Here is an 18,459-nt window from a genome sequence, read left to right as displayed (position 1 = left end):
TCACCGTTTCCCGGCGGTCGGCGCGGCGACTGCCGCGGACGCCGCCGCGGCCCGTCTTCCGGGCATGGTGGCGGCCGCGATGAGCAGCGCGAGGAGCGTGACCGCGGCGGCGGCGACCAGGCCGCGCCCGATGCCGTCGGCCAGGGCGGTCTCCGCGCCGCCGGTGTGGTCCGCCGAGTGCACGGAGGACCAGACGACGGTGCCGAGGACGGCGAGCCCGGTGGCGCCGCCGATCTGGCGGGCCATGCTGAACAGGCCGGAGGCGGCGCCGGAGTCCTCGTCACGTACGTCGGCCAGCGCGGCCAGTGTCAACGGCACGCCGGTGACGCCGAGTCCGGTGTAGATCAGGACGCTCGGCACGAGCATGCCGGTGGCCCAGCCGTCCGCGTCGCCGATGCCGGCGAGCCACAGCATCCCGGCGGCGGCGACCAGCAGTCCGGCGCAGACGAGCCGCCGGGCGCCGACGGCGGCGGCGAGCGGCGCGGCGACCTTGGCGCCGACGACGAGCAGGCAGGTCAGCGGGATGTACACGAGCGCGGTGTCCAGGGCGCTGTACTCCCAGACGCGCTGCAGGAACAGCGTAAGGAAGAAGAAGATGCCGAACATGGCGGTGCTGATCAGCGCCAGCACCGCGTACGTGCCGAAGCGCGCCCGGTGGGCGAACAGCCGCAGCGGGACCAGCGGCTGGGCGCTGCGCCGTTCGACGACGACGAACGCGGGCACCAGCACCGCCGCGCCGCCGAGGCTGCCGAGGACGGTGGGCGAGGTCCAGCTGCCGTCCTCGCCGGAGCCGTTGATGAGCCCGTAGACGAGCAGCAGCGCGGCCAGGGTGCCGGTGAGGGCGCCGGCGGTGTCGAACGCGCCGCGCTTGCGCGGGGTTTCGGGCAGCACGCGGGGCGTGGCGGCGAGCAGCAGGGCGCCGAGCGGCACGTTGACGAACATCACCCAGCGCCAGGACACGTACGCCGTGATGAGCCCGCCCGCGAGCAGCCCGACGCCGCCGCCCGCGGTGGCGACCGCCGTGTACCAGCCGACGGCCCTCTCGCGCTGCGGCCCCTCCGGGAAGGTGACGGTGATCAGGGACAGCGCCGCCGGTGACGCCGCCGCGGCGCCCACGCCCTGGGCCGTACGGCAGACGACGAGCAGCCAGGACTCCTGCGCGAAGCCGCCGAGCAGCGACGCGACGGTGAACAGCAGCAGCCCGCCGAGGAATACGCGGCGCCGGCCGAGGAGGTCGCCGAGCCGGCCGCCGAGCATCAGCAGCCCGCCGAACGCGATCGAGTACGACGCGACGACCCACTCCAGGTCCGAGCCGGACAGCTCAAGGGAGCGCTGGATGCTGGGCAGCGCCACGTTCACGATGGTCGCGTCCAGCAGGAACATCAGCTGGGCTGCGGAGAGCACGGCGAGCGCCACGGAGCGCCGCCGTCTCCCGTCCCCCTGCTCCGCGGCGCCCACCGCGGGCTGCGAAGCTGTCATGTGTGCGGCGCGCCCTCGGCGTACTCGGTCTCGAGACGCTCGCGCAGCGGCTGCCGCAGCACCTTGCCCAGCGAGTTCTTGGGCAACTGCCACATGAACTGCAGCCGGTCCGGCCAGAGGACCTCCGCCATCTTCTCCTCCGCGAGGTGCCGGCGCAGCTCCTCCAGGGTGGGCGGTTCGCCCTCGGCGACGACGACGGCGCAGACGAGCTCGGCGCTGGGGACGCGCGGGTCCGGGTAGCCGACGAGGGCGACCTCCCGTACGCCGGGGTGGCGGGTCAGCACGGACTCGACGTACAGCGTGGACACCTTCATGCCGCTGGCGCGGGTGATCTGGTCGGCCGTGCGCCCGGTGATACGGATGCCGCCGCGGCCGTCGTCGCGCGCCAGGTCGCTGGTGTCGAACCAGCCGTCCTCGTCCAGGCACGCCTCGTACACGTCGCGCTGGCCGAGGTAGCCGAGGCACTGCGACGCGCCGCGCACCAGCAGGCGGCCCTCCTCGGCGCCCGGTTCGCGGTCGATGCGGATCTCCATGGACGGCTCGGCCCGGCCGTCGCTCTGCCCGGCCCAGCCCTCCGGGTCGTCGGCGCGGGTGACGGTGACGGCGCCGTTCTCGGTCATGCCCCACAGGGCGCGCACGGGGAGGTCGAAGACCTCGCGCATCTCGGTGATGAGCCGCGGCTGGATCGGCGCGGAGCCGGACACGATCTGGCCCACGCTGGAGGTGTCGCGCGGCTCCTTGCGCTGCACCTCCAGCATGTCCACGAGGTAGGCGGGCGAGGCGTACGCCCAGGTGACGCGGTGGGTGGCGATGATGTCGAGCAGCAGCTCCATGTCCTGGTTGGCGTCCTGCACGACGTCGGTGGCGTGCAGCAGCAGCGGCATGTAGCAGGCGTACGCCAGACCGGCCATGTGGGTGTGGAAGTTGGGGATGGAGATGACGTCCTCGGCGGTGAGCCGGTGCGGCTCGCTGACCGCCAGCACAGAGGCGTACAGCGTGTTCTGGCTGTGCACCACGCCCTTCATGCGGCCGGTGGTGCCGGAGGTGTAGAGCAGCAGCGCCGGGTCGTCGGGGCCGAGCGCGGCCTCCGGGTCGACGGTGTGCCGCTCCTCCCAGGGCGTGTCGACGAAGAACTCGTCGAAGTCGATCGCGCCGCTCGCGGCGGCGTCCCCGATGACCAGCCGGTGGGCGAGCGTGTCGGGGGCGGCCTCGGCGAGCCGGGCGCCGTAGTCGGTGTCGCCGATCCGGTCGACGGTCACGCAGACCTTGGCGCCGGCGGTGCGCAGCACGTACCCGAGCTCGCGCACGTCCAGTATCGGTATCACCGGGGTGACGACGGCGCCGACGCGGTGGCAGGCGAGATAGAGCGGGGTGAGCTGCCAGCGGTTGGGCAGGTAGGCGGCGACGTCGTCGCCGGGGCCGACGCCGAGCTCGACGAGGGCGGCGGCGAAACGCGTGACGAGGCGGTCCAGTTCGGCGTACGTGAGGGTCCGTACGCACTCCCGCCCCTCGTACGCGATAACCGCCGGATGGTCGCCGCGTTCCCGTACGGCGTCGGCCAGGTCGTCAAGGAATGTTGAATTCCGCCACCAGCCTCCGGCGCGGAACTCGGCGGCCCGGTCGGGCTCCGGCCTCACCAGCGTCTCCCACATACGCACTGCAGCCTCTCGTACTTGAGCACGAATCCGGGCGGCTGAGCCTAGAGGACGACGGAGGGTCGCGGTAGTGGCCGTAAATGAATTCGGGCGGCTGCGCCCGGAATCACCGAGATGGCGCGCGGAACGCCGCAGGACAGCGCGGTGATAGCGAAGTTGGCAGCTTAATGACAGCTCAACTGATAGCGCTGTCATACCCCTTGACATCCGGAGGTCCGCAGAGCCAGGCTGCGCCTCGCGTCCGGTTCGCGCCCGGCGTGCGAGAACGTCTCTGGAGGCGCCTTGAAGATCGGTCTGCTCGGGTGGGACTACTCCGGGATCGACCCGGACGGATTCAGTCTGGTGGAACACGGCCGGGAGCGCGGCCACGAAATGTCTTTCGCCACGCTCGACGAAGTCGAGTACCAGCCGGGCCCGGACGGCCCCGAGGTTCTGTTGAAAGGCGAACGGGCCGCGTCTTTCGACGCGTTCATCAACCGCTCCCGCGTCTTCGGGCCGGACGGGCAGGAACGCATGGAGCGCATGCGGATGCTCAGCGGCATCCCCGGCGTCCAGGTCTTCTCGCCCGCCGACGCCTGGCAGACGGCGAGCAGCAAGTTCCTCACGGCGCAGCGGCTGAGCCAGGCCGGGCTGCCCACTCCCCCGGTCCGCTCCGTCTCCTCGCTGCCCGAGGTGGAGGCGGCGTGCGCCGAGTGGGGCACGGTGATCATCAAGCCGTCGCACGGCTTCGGCGGCGCCGACGTGGAGCGCATCGCGGACTTCGCGGCGGAGAAGGCCGTCGCCGAGGACCTGCTGAGCCGCACCCCGCGGCTGCTGTGCCAGCCGTACTACCCGACGTCGGGCGGCGAGTACCGCATCACCGTCGCGGGCGACGCCACCCCGATCAACATCCTCAAGCTGCCCCGGCCGGGCGCCTGGCGCTGCAAGACGCTGGAGGGCGCCACGTTCGAGTGGCTCGACGCGCCCGCCGAGCTGGTGGACCTGGCCGTACGCGCCACCCGCGCCATCGGCCTGACCCTGGCGGGCCTGGACATCCTGCCGCACGCGGGCGGCTATCTGATCCTCGAGGTCAACGAGGTGCCCGGGTTCCTCAGCATCCTCGGCCGCGACCAGCACCGGCAGGTGCTGGACGGCGTGTTCGACTGGGTGGAGGAGAAGACGGAGGCCGCGCGGGCGGGCTGAGCGCGGCGGCCCCACGGCAGACCGGCACCTCGGGACGTACGGAACAGGCAGCGGGGAGAACCATGCGGTACACGGCCTTCGGTCGGCGCACCGGACTGCGCGTGTCCGAGTTCGCGCTCGGCACCTCCAACTTCGGTACGGGCACCGGCTCCAGCCCTGACGCGGCGCGGCTGCTGTGGGGCAGGCGCGGCGACGGCGCCGCGCGCGCCGAGGCCCGCAAGGTCTTCGACCGGTTCGCGGAGGCCGGCGGGAACTTCGTGGACACCGCCGACAGCGCCCAGTTCGGCGAGGCGGAACGGCTGGTGGGCGAGTTCGTCGCGGCCGACCGGGACCACTTCGTGCTGTCCACGAAGTACACGAACAGCGCCTCCACGCGGCCCGGCGTCTCCGACACCGGAAACAGCCGGAAGAACATGATCCGGTCCGTCGAGGACAGCCTGCGGCGTCTCGGCACGGACTACATCGACCTGTACTGGGCGCACTTCCCCGACGAGCTCACCCCCACCGAGGAGATCCTCACCGGCCTCGACCACCTGGTGCGCAGCGGCAAGATCCTGCACGCGGGCCTGTCCAACTTCCCCGCCTGGCGCGTCTCCCGCGCCGTCACCATGGCCGAACTGCGCGGCTGGGCACCGCTGATCGGCGTCCAAACCGAGCACAACCTCGTCAACCGCACCGCCGAACGCGAGCTGCTGCCCATGGCCGACGCCCTCGGCCTCGGTGCCGCCCTCTGGTCACCGCTCGGCGGCGGCCTGCTGACCGGCAAGTACCGCCGTACGGAGGCGGGCTGGGTGAGCGACGAGAACCGGCGGCACCCGCGGAACGACACCGACCGCATCGCCGGCATCGTGACCGCCGTCCTCGCCGTCGCCGAGGAGTACGGCGTGCCGCCCACCCGTATCGCCCTCGCCTGGCTGCGCGCCCGCGCGGCCCGCGCCTGCACCGCGTACGTGCCGATCATCGGGCCGCGCAGCGAGGCGCAGCTGGCGGACTGCCTGGCCGCGCTGGACGTGACGCTGACCGGTGAGCAGCTGGCGCGGCTGGACGCGGCGAGCGCCGTGGAGGCGGGCAGCCCGCACGAGATCACCGCACTCGTACGGGAGTCGCTGCTGGGCGGCGACGCGGACCGGGTGGTGCTGCCGGTCACGCCGGTGTCGTGAGCACGCCGCCTTCCGCGGGCCCGCCGCCGCCCGTGCCGGTGAGCGCGGGCGCCTGGACGGTGACCGACTCCAGGAACGGCGCCGCGTACGGGGCGGGGTCGACGGCCGTACGGGAGATCAGCCGGCCCGCGAGCCGTCCGGGCGCGGCGGGGTCGCCCCCGGCGTAGCCGAGGATCAGCGCCGGGTCGCTGAGCGCGTCGAGGCGCAGCACGAGGTCCGCCTCGTCACCGGGGTGCGGATCGCCGAACTCGTGCGAGGGCACGGCGCGGAAGCCCAGTCCGGCCTTGAAGCGGAGCAGTCCGGGCCGGGTGAGATGGCCCAGCAGGTTGGGCTCGTTGCCGAGCGTCGCCCGCTCGTACCCGCGCTCGCGGCCCTCCCGCATGGCGGCGAGGTAGAGCGAGCGGGCGAGGCTCGATGTGCGCCACCGCTCGCTGACCGCGGAGAAGCGGAGGACCAGCGCACCCGCCGCTGGGCACTCCAGCACGAGGGTGCCGCCGACGAGTTCGCCGTCCGGACCGCCGTTCCCGGCCCCGTGCTCGTAGGCGAAGACGCCGAAGAACTTACGCGGCCCGTGCAGCACCGCGTCCCGGTAGTCCAGCGCGAACGGCACGCCGTAGCGCATCTCCGCCACCCGCTCCTTGTAGAGCGCCAGGAAGCGGTCGAGGGCCGCGGGTGTGACCGGGTCCTCGACCACCTCGCGCAGGCCCGCCTCCGCCGCGTGGCGGCGGGCGCGCCGCACGCTCTTGCGCGCCGTGCGGTCCAGATCCGCGAGGTACGTGTCCTCGTCCGGGCCGAGTTCGGCCACCCAGGTCAGCAGCGCGGGCTTGCGTACGAAGCCGCGCGCGGCCAGTTCGTCCCAGAGCGCCGCGGGCGGGTCCGGCAGCCGTACGACGTCCACGTGCCGGTCCGTACGGAGCCACGGCTCGTCGCCGAGCTCCGCCGGACCGATGTGCGCGACGGCGAGGCCGTACCGGTCCTCGATCTCCAAAGCCCGGCCGCCGTCAGGAGGCGGCGGGAGCGGCGGCGACCGTCTCGCCGGAGGAAGCGCCCCCGGTGCGGCCGGTGCCGGTGCCGGTGCCGGTGAGGCAGTCGGCGAAGCACTCCAGCGCGGCGGACCAGTGCCGCGCGTACTCCTCGACGAGGCGTACGAACTCCGCCGCCTGCGCCTCGTCCGTGACCAGGCCCGTCATGCCGGTCTCGTCGTCGCTGACCTGCGCGGCGTGCACCGTCTCGGCCTTGATGTGCGCGTCGATCCAGGCGAATTGGTCGTTGCTGCCGAAGACCCGCTCGCCGTCCACGAGCACCTTGCCGTACATGCGGCGGAAGCCGACGGCGATGTCGAGCGCGATGGTCTCCACGACCCGCAGCTGCACGGCGGCGCCCAGCGGGTCGGCGGCCAGCCGGTCCATGTTGGCGAGGAGCGCGCGGATGGGCTCGGGCACGGCCGCTGCGGCGTCGCGGTCGGGCTCGGGCACGTGCGCGGCGAGCGGCGCGACGATGGTGTCGTCCCACCAGACGTAATGGATGCCGGCCGGTCCCGTGGGTGCGACGGCGGAGAACTCGGGGGCGGCGTTGTCGAGGTCGTCGCCGATGACCTGGTAAACGGTCTGGAAGGCGCCCAGCAGTTCGCGGTCGGCGTCGCGGGAGGCGTAGTCGCGGGCGAGGGTGCCGAGCCCGGCGAGGGTCGTGAACATGAACGACTTCGTCATCTGCCGCCACCACACGGCGACGGTGTAGCCGGCCGCGGCGGAGACCGTCTCCGCGTTCCGGGCGGCACCGAAGAATCCGTTGTCGGCGCGGCGCAGCCGTGCCCTGTCTATCTCCCGGTCGGTCCGCTCGTCCAGTTCTCTGCGGGCGGCGGCGGAGAGGGGGGTCACTGCAGTCACGGGCATTCACTCCAGAGACTAGACGCCCAGTTTCTTCTTGACGTCGGCGAAGAAGGGGAGGTACCGGTAGTCGCGGGCCACCGGGTCGAAGTCGGTGTAGGTGTTGGTGAATTCGAGGAGCCGTTTGCGTACGGCCTCGACCGGCTCCTCGTGGATACGGCGCTCGATGCGCTGGATCTCGTCCAGGAACGCGGCGAGTACAGCGGGGATTTCCGGGGTGAGTTCGATGGTTTCGCCGCGGAGCCGTATTCCCTCGTGCCGCTCCAGATATCCGAAGAGCAGCTGCGAGGCGACGGCGTCGTAATTGGGCCGGGGAATGCCCTCCACGGCGTACCGCAGGAGGCGTTCGGCGAGCACGTACTCGTAGGCCGTACGGGCCTCCTCGCGCGGCAGCCGTTCGTCGTGCAGGAGGGCGAGCATCGCAGAGACGTCGACGCGCAGTTCCTCGAGCCCGGCGAGCGGCTTGTACTTCTTCGCCGGGAGGAACTCCGGTATGGGCATGTCGCCCTGCCGGTGGTGGTATTCGTGCAGCCGCACCCACCAGGACGACGCCTGCCGGACGCGCTCGTCGGAGGCGCCTTCGATGAGCGGGAAGCTGCCCTCCGCCATGACGGCGCCGATCATCCGGCGGGTGATGCGGTTGTGGCGCTCCACGAACTTGTCGATGAAGTAGAAGATGAGGTCGTCGGGCCGCTGGATGCCGTCGATGTGGTTCTCGGGGAAGAGCGCCACGACGACGCGGGAGCCGAAGCCCGCGGAATGGCCGGTGAGGGTGACGGGCATGGTGGGGCTGGCGTAGCGCTCCACGAGGTGGGCGTCGGCGGGCAGTTCCTCGTAGGCCAGGTAGTCCAGCGAGAGCTTCGGGAAGTAGCTCGCGTCGAAGAGGGAGAAGATGTGGCCGTCGCGGCGGCCGTTGATGTGCGCCTTCACGGCGTCGAGCCGCTTGCCCGGCTCGTACGAGCGGATGTCCTCCAGGAACGTTTCGGCGATGGGCTGCCGGCGCAGCGCGGTGGTGCCCTCGATCTGCCGCGCCAGCTCCCGCAGGGTCTCGGGGTCGCGGAACGAGGAGCGGTCGCCCAGTGTCTGCCGTACCGCGTCGACCTCGGCGAACACCGATCTCATGTCGTCCATGCAGGATGCCTCCGGTCGGGTTCGAGCTGACCGGTACAGGAGCCTAAACCCGGGTCGCACGGGTGAACAGAGGCCGGAAGCGACTATCCGTGAATATGCCACCGATATGCGAACGCCCCGCGGGGCGCGGCCCGTTCGGCCGCGGTGTCCGCGCGCCGGGCAGGCGCGGAAGGCTCAGTCCCCGGCGGAGCCCGCCAGTTCGGCCAGCAGCGCCAGCGCCTCCGCCGCCGCCGTCACGCTGTGGCGGCCCAGCCCGCACGCGGTGGCCACCGCCTCGGCCTGCCGTCCGGTGTACCGCTCCACCAGCTCCAGGGCCGTACGCGACGCCTCCGGGGCGTTCTCGTCCGCCACGCCCGCGATCAGCCGCCAGCCGGAGTCGAGCCGGGCCAGCGGCGCGTAGTGGCGCTCCTCCCCCGGCGGCGGCTGCGCCCCGTACGCGAAGGGGATGTGCACCGGCGGCAGCGCCCCGCCCTGCCGCCGCAGGCGTCCGGCGAGGGCGTTGAGGAACAGCACGGCGGGCCGGGTGCTGCTCGGCGCGATGAGTTCGGTGCGGCCCAGGCCGCCATAGCAGAGGTGGAGTACGGCGGCACCGGGCGGGATCATCGCGAGCGCGCCGGCGACCTGCCGGGCGAGCGCACGCGCGGTGGCCGGGCGCAAGGCGCGCGGCACGAGGTTCAGCGCGTACAGCACGGCGGGGGTCTCGAGCTGCCAGACGACTGGCACGTCGAGTTCCGCGGCGAGCCGCGCCGCGTCCGAGATCTCGCTCTGGGCCGTGCGGTTCAGGGTGTCCAGCTGGGTGGCCAGCAGTACGGTGCCGCGCGCCGTGCGCAGCGCGTGCCGCCACGAAGGCAGTCCCACCAGGCTCAGCAGGCCGACGTCCAGCGGGCTGGGCCGGGAGAGCTGTACGGGCAGGCCGCCCGCGTCCGTGTCCCGGTGACCCGCGATGAGTTCGCGGGCCCGCCGGACGCGGTCGGCGTCGCGCAGCGCGTCGGTGCCGGGCGGTTCGCCGCCGGTCGGCCGGTAGATGGGGACGGCGTCGTAGCCGGAGAAGTCACCGCCGCGTATGGCGCGTACGGCGCCGGTGGCGCCGAGGCCGCGCAGATAGCCGACGAGCCAGTCGGGGTCGCCGTCGAACGGCCGGGCCGTCAGCTCCGTGCCGGCGCCCACCTGCTGCCGTACCCAGTCCCAGGCCGCCTGCGGCTCCTGCCGTGTGATCTCCGGAGGGAAGCTCCCCACGAGGTGGACCTTGCGTCCCATTCCCTGCTCTCCTCCATTCGGCACGTGCGGCATCCGGCACACGCGGCATCCGGCACACGCGGTCGCGCGGCCATGCGGTACGGCTTTTCTCGTCAGCGGCGCAGCAGCCGCCGCTTCGCGGCGGGCCAGAGACCGGTGACGGCGGGCTCCGGGGCGGCGGCGGGTTCGCCGTCCGCCGGGCGTTCCGGCGTACGGGCCTGCCTCGCGGCCCCGCCTGACGCCTCCGCGCGCGGCACCGCGCCCGTGTCCGGGCCCGTACGCGTACGAGCCGCCCGTACGGGCGTGAACTCCACGGGCAGCGCCGCGAGATGGCGCGTCACCCACGCCTTGTTCCAGTGCAGCTCGTCCTCGGCCACGGACATCCGCAGGTCCGGCAGGCGCGTCAGCAGGGTGTCGATGCCGGTGTCGGCGATGGCGCGGCTGATGTCCTGGCCGGGGCACTCGTGGGCGCCGCCGCCGAACGCGAGGTGGGAGCGGTTGCCCAGCATCGGCGCGGAGCGGTCGGGCCGGATCGCCGGGTCCGCGTTTCCCGCCGCGAGCCCCAGCAGCAGCAGGTCCCCCGCCTTGATCCGCCGGCCGCCCACCTCGGTGTCGCCGGTGGCCCAGCGGCCGGGCAGGGTCAGGAACGGCGGTTCGTCCCACAGGACCTGTTCCACCGCGTCGAGCAGCGTCATGTGGCCGCCCGCGAGCGTCGCGCGGAACCTCGGGTCGGTGAGCACCATCCGCAGCACGCTCGCGATCAGGCTGGTCGTCGTCTCGTTGGTGATGACGAGGATGACCCGCAGGTGCTGCACCACTTCGAGGTTGCTGAGGCCCTCGGGGTGGCCGATGAGCCAGGACGCCAGGTCGTGGCCGGGCGCGGCGCGTTTGCGCGCGACGAGCGACTGGAGCGTCTCCACGATGTACGCGTTGCTCGCGACGGCGGTCGCCGCGCCGTTCATCACCTCGCGTGACGCGTCGACGAGGCGCGGGCCGTCCTCGTCGGGCAGGCCGATCAGCTGCGTCATCACGAGCATCGGCAGATGCTCGACGAACTCCCCCACGAGATCCGCCTCGCCCGTACCGGAGAAGCCGTCGATGAGCCGGCCGGCGTAGCGGTTGACGTGGCGGCGGATGCCGCGGCGGTTCAAGCGGGCGATGCTGTCGTTGATCGCCGAACGCACCCGGCGGTGCTCCTCGCCGTCAAAGAAGCGGCACACCGGCTTCCACTCGGTCAGCGGCAGCAGCGGCGACGTCGGCGGGACCCGGTCCTCCTTGAAGAGGGTCCAGACGCGGGAGTCGCGGGTGAACCGGGCGGGCGTACGGGCCACTTCGAGGTTCTCGCGGTAGCCGAGCACGAGCCAGGCCGGCAGGTCGTCGGCCAGCAGTACGGGCGCCACGGGGCCGTGCGCTTCCCGCAGCTTCTCGTACGTGGCCATGGGGTCGGCGACGGAGCCGGGCGCGAACAGGTTCACGAGGCGGTCGGGCGCGGCGTCCTCGCCGGTCGCGCCGTCAGGGTCGTGGGCGGGGCAGCCCGGCGGCGGGGCGGCTGCCCCGCGTACGGGATCCGGTACGGGATCGCGTACGGCGTCGGGTGCGGGTTCCGGTCCGGGTACGGCGGGAGGGGTGTCGGTCACGGTCGCTCCGTGGCGGGCGCGGTGGTCAGGGAGTGGAGGTAGCGCATCAGCGTCAGGAGGGTGTCGCGGCCGGAGGCGCGTTCGCGGGCGTCGCACGTCACCATCGGCACGTACGCGGGCAGGTCCAGCGCCGCCCGTATGTCGTCCATGGGGTGCACGGGGGCGTCGGGGAAGGCGTTGACGGCGACGACGAACGGGACGCCCCGCTCCTCGAGCCGGTTGATCACGCTGAAGCTGACCTCCAGGCGCCGCGTGTCGATCAGCACCACCGCGCCGAGCGCGCCCTCGAACAGGCCCTTCCACAGGAACCAGAAGCGCTCCTGGCCGGGCGTGCCGAAGAGGTAGAGCACCAGCCGCTCGTCGATGCTGATCCGCCCGAAGTCCATCGCCACGGTGGTCTCGGTCTTGCGTTCCGCCCCCACCAGGCTGTCCACGCCGGCCCCGGCCTGGGTCATGGTCTCCTCGGTGGTCAGCGGACGGATCTCGCTCACCGAGCCGACCAGGGTCGTCTTGCCGACCCCGAAGCCTCCGACGACGACTACCTTGACGGCGGCTCCGGCCGAGGCGGGCAGGGCGTCCTCGTCCTGAGGGCCCGCGGGCGCCTCAGAGTCTGCGAAGTCCATTCATCACCGCTTCCAGAAGTTTCGCGTCGGGTAGCTGAGCCGCCGGTACGGGCGCCCGCGTCTCCACGTGTCCCCCGTTCACCAGGTCGGTGAGGAGCACGGTGACGGTGCTGGCGGGCAGCCCCATGTACGCCGAGATCTCCGCCACGGACAGCGGGCGGGCGCACATCCGGAGGATGGCGGTGTGCTCCGGCTGCGTTGCCCGTTCGGGCCGGCCGCGCGCGACGATCAGCGTGACCAGGTCCAGCGGCACCGGGTCGGCGGATCTGCTGCGGCCCGCGGTGACCACGTACAGCCGCTCGGGGCCGCCCTCCCCGCCTTCCGCCGGCCGGCCCGGGTAACGCGTGTCGTCGCGTCCGCTCACGTGTCCTGCTCGTCGGAACGCGGTGGGGTGCTGAGGTGTTCACCGATGCGCGCCACCAGGTCCCGCATGCACTGCCCCATCAGCCCGGCGTCCACGCCGCTGTCGGCGAGGACCGCGAGGTAGGCGCCGGAGCCCGCGGCCATCAGGTAGAAGAAGCCGCCCGTGACCTCGATGACGACCAGCCGCATCTGCCCGTCGCCGTCCGGGAATTCGGTGGCGATGGCCGCCGACAGGCTCTGCAGCCCGGCACAGGCCGCCGCGAGCCGGTCGGTGGCGCCGTCGTCGCTGCCATCCGGGCTGAACTGCGCCATGCAGAGGCCGTCCGCGGACAGCACCACCACGTGCCGCGTCTGGGGGACGCTGGCCGCCAGGTCCTTGAGAAGCCAGTCCATGTTGAGTCGCTGCTGGGTCACGTCCCTACTCACCTTCACTCGACGGCTCGTCATCGCTGTGACGACTGGGATCGGCGGCAGCGGGCTCGCCCGAGACACCGCTCTGGAAGGCGGCCAGCCAGATCCCCGGCTCCGCCCGTGACTCGGAGGACGCCCCGGAGGCCCCTGAGGCCCCGGAGGCCCCGGAACCGGGAGCCCCGGCGGACGGCGCGGGCGCGGCGGGCCGCCTGGCCTGCGGCGGCACGGCGCTGGTGTGGCGGCGGCGCTGCGGGAGCCCGTTCGCGGCGCGCGGCAGGGCGCCGCCGGGCGGCTCGTCGGCGGGTGACGCGCTGGGGCCGGTGGCGGGCTTGTCCGCGCCGGGCCCCGTACGCGCGCCCGGCTCCGTAGGCGCGCCCGTGCCCGTACGCGCGCCCGCGTCCGTACGCGCGTCCGTGCCGGCCGGGCGGGGCCGCTGCCGGATCGGCGGCAGCGTGGCGGCCTTGGCGATCTGCCCGCCGGGCGTGGACGTGAGGGTGACGAGCCGCTGCGGGACGGTCAGCACGGCCCGTACGCCGCCGTACGCGGACGGACGCAGCGAGACGGTGAAGCCGTTCGCCTGGGCCAGCCGCCCGACCACGGCCAGGCCGAGCCGCGGGGTCTCGCCCAGGTCGTCGAGGTCCAGCCCGGCGGAGGCGTGGGCGAGGGCCCGTTCGGCGCGGCCGCGCGCCTCGTCGGTCAGGCCGATCCCGGCGTCCTCGACCTCGACGGCGACGCCCGACTGCGTCTCGATCGCGGTGAGATGGACGCGGGTCCGTGGCGGCGAGTAGCGGGTGGCGTTGTCGAGCAGCTCGGCCACGGCGTGGATCAGCGGCTCCACGGCGGGGCCGACGACGGCGAAGTCCGCGACCGAGTGCAGGTCGACCCGCCGGTAGTCGAGGATGCGCGACATGGCGCCGCGCAGCACGTTGAACAGCGGCACGTCCTGCTGCCACTGGCGCCCCGGACGTGCGCTGCCGAGGACGGCGATGCTGTCCGCGAGCCGCCCGATCAGCGCGGTGCCGTGGTCGAGGTGCAGCAAGTCGCCGAAGACGTCCGGGTTCTCGCCGTGCTTGTCCTCCATCTCCCGCAGGTCCTGGGACTGCTGGTGGACGATCGCCTGCACGCGGCGGGCGATGTTCACGAACGCACGCTGCGCGGAGTCCCGCAGTCCCTCCTCGGCCTCCACCGCCTCGAGCACCGAGCGCAGCACGACCTGGTGTGCCTCCTCGAGTTCGGGCGTGAGCCCGGAGCCCGTCGCGAGGCCCGACAGCGCCTCCTCGGCCGTCGCGCCCTCCTGAAGCCGCGCGACGGCGACGGGCAGCTCCGCGGCCAGCCGTACGGTCTCCGTCTCGTGGACGCGCAGGCGGCGCCGCAGTTCCGCCTCGTCCTCGGCGTGCCGGTGCCGCAGTACGTGGATCTCGCGGCCCCGGCCCACCGCCAGCCGCGCGAGCAGCGCCACGACCAGGACGGCGGCGCCCGCGCCGCCCCACGCGACGGCTTCCCGCGCGCCGCCGGGCACGAGCAGCAGGGCCGCCGCGAGGGCGCCGCCCAGCAGCACCGGAGGGACGAGCCAGGCGGGGGCGGAGGAGGAAGCCCGGAGTTCGGGTGACGTACCGGTACCGGCGGGGGCCATCGGCGTTCCTCAAATGACTGTGGGGTGAGGGCGGGTGCGGGCACGGTGCGACCGACCGCACACGGGTCACGCGCGCGCGGCGGTGCCGCGACGCGCGTCCGGCACGCATGCGGAGAGGAGTCGCCTGCAATCTCCGACGGACGACGCGTCCCCGTGCCGGGGCATGGGGGACCGCATCGCGGCCGGCAGCACCCACCAGTCGATCACTGCCTGCATGGTTTCACACAACTCCCCCTGTCCACAGGGCCGTTGCAGACCCTTCGCCAATCACTCCCCGGCCGCCGGAGCAACGCCCGACGGCGCCCCCGGACGTACGGCGGCGGGCGCGGCCGGCGGGCGGCGGTGTCGGTGATTCGACCGACACCACCCGTCGCGGATGCGCTCTAGCGTGATCGCCACCCGACACGGAGGTGCGGAATGGGTGGAGACCCCCTTGACCACGGGCGCCGGCGTACGGACTCCCTCGCGGCCCGAAACGCCCCCGGCGACGACAGCGCCTATCAGGACCTGTTCGCGCGGCTCCGCGACGAGTTGGTCCCGGCGGAAGGCTGGCGGACCGACATCCGGGACATGTGGTGCGTCGTGACTCCGCCGGGCACCGGCCTGCGCCCGCAGGGGTGGAAGATCCACCTGTCGGCGACCCCTCGCTCCGCGGAACGGGCACTGGCCGCCGCCTCCCGCGTGCTGCTGCGGGAACGCACGGCCTTCAAGTTCGCCAAAGACCCGGGCCGCCTGCGGCAACTGCTCTCCGCACGCGTGGATCGTGGCACCGGCGGCAAGTTCCTCACCGTCTATCCCGGTGACGACGCCCAGTTCGTACGGCTGCTCGACGCCCTGCACGAGGCGACATACGGCTTGGAGGGGCCGGCCGTCCTCTCCGACCGCCGGCACCGCCCGCACAGCCTCGTGCACTACCGCTACGGCGGCTTCGGCGGCCTGCCGAGCAGGCTGGACGACGAGGGCTTCTACACGCCCGTCCTCGTGGCCCCGGACGGCAGTTGGGCCCCGGACGAGCGCAACGCCTGGTTCTCGCCCCCGCCGTGGGCCGCGCTTCCCCACTTGCCCGGCGAGGCGCCGGCCGCACCGGACACGGCCCGAGCGTCCGCTGACAGTCGCGCCCCCTCCTCCGTCCTGCTGAACGGGCGCTTTCTCGTACGCGAGGCCATCCGGCAGACCAACAAGGGCGGTGTGTACCGCGCGCTGGACCGCCACGAAGGCGACCGCAGGGTGGTGGTGAAGGAGGCACGCCCGCACATCGAGGCGCAGCCTGACGGCACGGACGTGCGCGACTACCTCCGCAACGAACACCGCACACTGACCCTGCTCGAGCCGCTGGGCATCGCGGTCCGGGCGGTCGACCTCTTCGAGTACCAGGGGCATGTGTTCCTGGCCGAAGAGGAGGTGCCCGGCATGACCCTTTCCGCCTGGGCGCGGGAACAGGTTCAGGAGGAACCCCGGCGGTCGCTGACCCCCTGCCGGGTACTGCCGACAGCCCGGCGACTGGTGGAACTGGTCGCCGCCGTGCACGACAAGGGCCTGATCATCCGGGACTTCGCCCCCGGCAACGTGATGGTGACCCCGCAGGAGACACCGCTGCTCATCGACACCGAGTTCGTGGCGGCGGCCGACGAGCAGGTGATTCCCGTGGGCACGCCCGGTTTCAGGGCTCCGGAGGTGCGCGCCGAACCGGGCCGGGTCCCCTCGCCCAGTGCGGCCCTCGACCTCTACGGGCTCGGCGCGACGCTCTTCTACCTCTGCACCGGCAGCACTCCTCATCTGCCCGACGACCAGCCCGGCACCGACCGGGCCGTGCCACCGGACACGCACGACACCCGTATCCGGAATCTGGTGCGGGCCGTCTCCGCCGACAGTCCGGCGCTCGCCGCTCTCGCCCCGGTCATCACCGGGCTCATGCGCGAACAGCCGGAGCGACGAACCCCGCTGACCGAAGTGGCGGAGCGGTTGGAGGCGCTGTCCGCGGAGCCGCCGGCCGCGGAGGCACAGGCGGCGGAGGCACAGGCGGCGGAGACGCGGATCGCAGAGGCGTCGGAACCTGCACCGGCTGAAGCCGAACGGCTGCTCACTGACGGCTGGAAAGAGCTCGCCGCCGCGCTCACCCCCGACTCCGGGCACGCCCCCTGGCCCTGCCCTCCGGTCAGTGAGCAGCGCCTCGATCCCTTCGCCGTACAAGCCGGTGTCGGCGGGACGCTGGAGGTCGTCCGCCGCGGGGCGCTGACCGGGCAGGAGGGCGCACAGACACTGCTGGACACCCTGCGCGCCGCGCTGGGCTGGCTGGACAGGCGGGCCGACCGGGAGCCGCGACAGCTCCCGGGCCTGTACTTCGGCCGTGCGGGCACGTACTGGGCGATGTACGAGGCCGCCGACACCCTCGGCGAGGAAGACATCCGGCAGCGGAGTGTCGAACGCGCCAAGCGGCTGCCCGTGCTGTGGCACGAGGCCGACATCACCCACGGACTCGCGGGGAACGGGCTCGCCCTACTGCACCTGTGGCGCCGTACGGAAGACGAGGAGTTCCGGGAACGGGCGGAACGGTGTGTCACCTCCGTGCTCAACGCCCCTACGGGGCAGGGCAGTAGGTGGGTGGAGCCGGAGAAGGTGCTCGCGACCACCAACCCGAGTAACACGGGTTTCGCGCACGGGCTCGCCGGAATCGCCACCTTTCTGCTGTCCGCCGCAAGGGACTTGGGCCGCGAGGACCTCCTCGACGCGGCGGTACGGATCGGCACATCGCTGCTCGCGTCGGCCGAGGACGACGGCGAGGGCATCTACTGGCCGGTGGCGGACCCGGACGGGGACGCGGCCACGCGAGCCCGCATCTCCACCTGGTGGTGCAACGGCGCTCCGGGAATCGGCACCTTCCTGATCCGGCTGTGGCGGGCCACCGGGGACGACCGGCTGCGGGCAGCAGCGCACCGGGCCGCCGTCAGCACTCGTCGTCAGAAATGGCTGCTGGGCCACTCGCACTGCCACGGGCTGGCCGGAAACGGGGAATTCCTGCTCGACATGGCGGCCCTGACCGGAGAAGACCGTTACCGGGACTGGGCCGCGGAACACGTTACGGCGCTCCGTCGGTTCTGTGCGCTGCGTGAGGACCGGCTGATCGTCGTGACGGAATCCGACGCCGACCTGAACTACAGCTACAACCTGGGGATGGCCGGACCAATCGGATTCCTGCACCGCTTCCGCCACGGTGGAGAGCGGTGGTGGATGACGGACGACTTCTCGCTGCCGGCACCGGGCCGCGCACGTGACGTCCGTACGACGCGAGAACCGACAACAGAGAGGTGACCACCTTGTCGAACGACATCAGTGATCTGCAACTGCTCCAGCCCACCGAGCTGATGGATGCGGACCGTCTGCACAACTTGGGATGCTGCTGCGGCGGCACCACCAACATCGGCACGGAGTGGTGCTGGACCACCCGCTACTGACAACGACCGGTCCCGCCCCGCTGAATTCAGTTCAGCGGGGCGGGCCCCACAGGAGGAGAGTTGGGACGCATCGCCGTCGAGCCGATCCACACCGACCGGCTCGTGCTCTCGCCGCTGCGGACGGAGCACGCGCACGAGATGTCCGGTGTGCTGGCGGACCCGGGCCTCTACGCGTTCTGGCCCGGCGAGCCGCCCACGCCGGAATTCCTGTTGCCACGCTACGAGTTGCTGGTCGCCGGCCCTTCTGATCCCGCGGTCTCATGGTGCAACTGGGTCATCCGGCTGCGTGCGGCCGAACGCCTCACGGGCTTCGTGCAGGCGGTCGTCGAACCCTCCGACGACGGCCTGACCGCCCGTCTCGCCTACGTGGTGGGAGCGCCCTGGCAGGGTCAGGGCATCGCCACGGAGACGGTCCGGGGACTCGTCGACTGGCTACGGGGCCGGTCCGTCGACACCGTGATCGCCGACATACATTCGGGCAACCGCGCCAGTTCGGCCCTTGCCCGCAGCACCGGGTTCACGGCCACGGGCCGGCGGCACGGCGACGAGCTCCGGTGGCGGCTGCGGCCGGCGCGACAGGCGCCGTGAGAGGGCCAGAGACCGACGGGTCG

Annotated in this window: 16 protein-coding genes; 5 read left to right on the top strand and 11 right to left on the bottom strand. The window is 72.7% G+C overall.

Going from position 1 to position 18,459, the window contains the following annotated elements:
- Both DVA86_RS03905 and DVA86_RS03900 read right to left on the bottom strand, forming a co-directional pair.
- Window positions 1–1,479: an MFS transporter gene (locus tag DVA86_RS03905; RefSeq protein WP_208875803.1), complete on the bottom strand. Its 1,479-nt coding sequence runs from the start codon at window positions 1,477–1,479 to the stop codon at window positions 1–3.
- The gene (locus tag DVA86_RS03900; protein WP_208875802.1) at window positions 1,476–3,116 is read right to left on the bottom strand and encodes an AMP-binding protein; all 1,641 of its coding nucleotides are present in this window, start codon (window positions 3,114–3,116) and stop codon (window positions 1,476–1,478) included. The genes DVA86_RS03905 and DVA86_RS03900 overlap by 4 nt, the downstream gene beginning before the upstream one ends.
- A 300-nt stretch (window positions 3,117–3,416) precedes the next feature.
- Between DVA86_RS03900 and DVA86_RS03895 the strand changes: the two genes are divergently transcribed.
- Together DVA86_RS03895 and DVA86_RS03890 are read left to right on the top strand one after the other, a co-directional pair.
- Window positions 3,417–4,316 carry an ATP-grasp domain-containing protein gene (locus DVA86_RS03895; RefSeq protein WP_208875800.1) on the top strand — a complete coding sequence of 300 codons (900 nt, stop codon included), beginning with the start codon at window positions 3,417–3,419 and terminating at the stop codon, window positions 4,314–4,316.
- A 62-nt stretch (window positions 4,317–4,378) separates the two neighbouring features.
- Entirely contained in the window at window positions 4,379–5,476 is a 1,098-nt protein-coding gene (locus tag DVA86_RS03890) for an aldo/keto reductase (protein ID WP_208875799.1), read from the top strand.
- Here DVA86_RS03890 and DVA86_RS03885 read toward each other — a convergent pair.
- The 9 genes from DVA86_RS03885 to DVA86_RS03845 form a co-directional block, all read right to left on the bottom strand.
- The gene (locus DVA86_RS03885) at window positions 5,460–6,464 is read right to left on the bottom strand and encodes a GNAT family N-acetyltransferase (protein WP_208875798.1); all 1,005 of its coding nucleotides are present in this window, start codon (window positions 6,462–6,464) and stop codon (window positions 5,460–5,462) included. The two genes, DVA86_RS03890 and DVA86_RS03885, sit on opposite strands and share 17 nt — an antisense overlap.
- A 13-nt stretch (window positions 6,465–6,477) precedes the next feature.
- Window positions 6,478–7,362, bottom strand: coding sequence for a DUF6202 family protein (locus tag DVA86_RS03880; RefSeq protein ID WP_208875796.1), 885 nt, complete (start codon window positions 7,360–7,362; stop codon window positions 6,478–6,480).
- Window positions 7,363–7,380: 18 nt separating this feature from the next.
- Window positions 7,381–8,493: a DUF6421 family protein gene (locus DVA86_RS03875; RefSeq protein WP_208875795.1), complete on the bottom strand. Its 1,113-nt coding sequence runs from the start codon at window positions 8,491–8,493 to the stop codon at window positions 7,381–7,383.
- A gap of 174 nt (window positions 8,494–8,667) precedes the next feature.
- Window positions 8,668–9,750 (bottom strand): hypothetical protein, encoded by a 1,083-nt coding sequence (locus DVA86_RS03870; RefSeq protein ID WP_208875793.1) that lies wholly within the window; start codon window positions 9,748–9,750, stop codon window positions 8,668–8,670.
- A gap of 92 nt (window positions 9,751–9,842) precedes the next feature.
- Window positions 9,843–11,366, bottom strand: a complete 1,524-nt coding sequence (locus DVA86_RS03865; protein ID WP_208875791.1) for a cytochrome P450 — start codon at window positions 11,364–11,366, stop codon at window positions 9,843–9,845.
- Window positions 11,363–11,989 carry a GTP-binding protein gene (locus DVA86_RS03860; RefSeq protein WP_208875790.1) on the bottom strand — a complete coding sequence of 209 codons (627 nt, stop codon included), beginning with the start codon at window positions 11,987–11,989 and terminating at the stop codon, window positions 11,363–11,365. The genes DVA86_RS03865 and DVA86_RS03860 overlap by 4 nt, the downstream gene beginning before the upstream one ends.
- Window positions 11,970–12,353, bottom strand: a complete 384-nt coding sequence (locus DVA86_RS03855) for a DUF742 domain-containing protein (RefSeq protein WP_208875789.1) — start codon at window positions 12,351–12,353, stop codon at window positions 11,970–11,972. The genes DVA86_RS03860 and DVA86_RS03855 overlap by 20 nt, the downstream gene beginning before the upstream one ends.
- Complete coding sequence (locus tag DVA86_RS03850; RefSeq protein WP_208884366.1) at window positions 12,350–12,745, bottom strand: roadblock/LC7 domain-containing protein; 396 nt, start codon at window positions 12,743–12,745, stop codon at window positions 12,350–12,352. Before DVA86_RS03850 ends, DVA86_RS03855 begins: the two co-directional genes overlap by 4 nt.
- Window positions 12,746–12,770: 25 nt before the next feature.
- Window positions 12,771–14,396 carry a sensor histidine kinase gene (locus DVA86_RS03845; RefSeq protein WP_208875787.1) on the bottom strand — a complete coding sequence of 542 codons (1,626 nt, stop codon included), beginning with the start codon at window positions 14,394–14,396 and terminating at the stop codon, window positions 12,771–12,773.
- Between the two features lie 417 nt (window positions 14,397–14,813).
- Between DVA86_RS03845 and lanL the strand changes: the two genes are divergently transcribed.
- From lanL to DVA86_RS03830, 3 genes are read left to right on the top strand one after another with little or no spacing between them, the layout of a single operon-like run.
- Window positions 14,814–17,705: a class IV lanthionine synthetase LanL gene (gene lanL / locus DVA86_RS03840; protein ID WP_208875786.1), complete on the top strand. Its 2,892-nt coding sequence runs from the start codon at window positions 14,814–14,816 to the stop codon at window positions 17,703–17,705.
- Window positions 17,706–17,710: 5 nt separating this feature from the next.
- Window positions 17,711–17,848 carry a hypothetical protein gene (locus DVA86_RS03835; protein WP_222623286.1) on the top strand — a complete coding sequence of 46 codons (138 nt, stop codon included), beginning with the start codon at window positions 17,711–17,713 and terminating at the stop codon, window positions 17,846–17,848.
- A 60-nt stretch (window positions 17,849–17,908) separates the two neighbouring features.
- Window positions 17,909–18,436, top strand: a complete 528-nt coding sequence (locus tag DVA86_RS03830; protein ID WP_208875781.1) for a GNAT family N-acetyltransferase — start codon at window positions 17,909–17,911, stop codon at window positions 18,434–18,436.
- Window positions 18,437–18,459 lie beyond the last annotated feature (23 nt).

This window comes from Streptomyces armeniacus (assembly GCF_003355155.1).
GTDB classification, from domain to species: domain Bacteria; phylum Actinomycetota; class Actinomycetes; order Streptomycetales; family Streptomycetaceae; genus Streptomyces; species Streptomyces armeniacus.
The sequence above is the reverse complement of the archived record's forward strand: the minus strand, read 5'-3'. Positions and strand labels throughout refer to the sequence as shown.

Coding starts and splice junctions, on each gene's coding strand:
- lanL (WP_208875786.1), top strand. CDS start 14,814: ATGGGTGGAGACCCCCTTGACCACGGGCGCCGGCGTACGGACTCCCTC.
- DVA86_RS03860 (WP_208875790.1), bottom strand. CDS start 11,989: ATGGACTTCGCAGACTCTGAGGCGCCCGCGGGCCCTCAGGACGAGGAC.
- DVA86_RS03870 (WP_208875793.1), bottom strand. CDS start 9,750: ATGGGACGCAAGGTCCACCTCGTGGGGAGCTTCCCTCCGGAGATCACA.
- DVA86_RS03845 (WP_208875787.1), bottom strand. CDS start 14,396: ATGGCCCCCGCCGGTACCGGTACGTCACCCGAACTCCGGGCTTCCTCC.
- DVA86_RS03850 (WP_208884366.1), bottom strand. CDS start 12,745: ATGGACTGGCTTCTCAAGGACCTGGCGGCCAGCGTCCCCCAGACGCGG.
- DVA86_RS03890 (WP_208875799.1), top strand. CDS start 4,379: ATGCGGTACACGGCCTTCGGTCGGCGCACCGGACTGCGCGTGTCCGAG.
- DVA86_RS03875 (WP_208875795.1), bottom strand. CDS start 8,493: ATGGACGACATGAGATCGGTGTTCGCCGAGGTCGACGCGGTACGGCAG.
- DVA86_RS03905 (WP_208875803.1), bottom strand. CDS start 1,479: ATGACAGCTTCGCAGCCCGCGGTGGGCGCCGCGGAGCAGGGGGACGGG.